Source organism: Blautia sp. DFI.6.71, from assembly GCF_020593585.1.
Taxonomy (GTDB): domain Bacteria; phylum Bacillota; class Clostridia; order Lachnospirales; family Lachnospiraceae; genus Blautia_A; species Blautia_A wexlerae.
This window is the reverse complement of sequence record NZ_JAJDMJ010000184.1, coordinates 1-308: the sequence shown is the minus strand read 5'-3', so window position 1 is coordinate 308 and position 308 is coordinate 1. Positions and strand designations below refer to the sequence as shown.

The 308-nt window shown below is 34.1% G+C and carries 1 protein-coding gene; it reads right to left on the bottom strand.

The window, feature by feature from the left end; genetic code table 11:
* The coding region (locus LJE12_RS20915) for a transposase (protein ID WP_173704953.1) at positions 1 to 173 on the bottom strand (173 nt) is incomplete at its 3' end.
* Between the last annotated feature and the right edge of the window lie 135 nt (positions 174 to 308).

The window sequence follows — 308 nt, the reverse complement described above, 5'->3', positions numbered from 1 at the left end:
CATTCAAACAGATGGACCGTAAAGCCCTTATCTTCTGCGATCTCCTGCACCAGTTTCTGCAGATATGCCTCGACCTCCGCACTTAATATCTTCCGCCGGTATTTTACCGACCATACCATATGGTAATTAATATTGCACACACAAGTGCGATAATGTATAAGATTTTCTTTCATACATATATGATACCATGATATCAAAAATTTCGCAATAAAATATCGAACATATTTTCTTTTTTATGATGCTGGATACAGCTTTTTATAGGGAGAAATTGAATGAAAACCGTTTTGTTATTTTTATTTATTATGAGT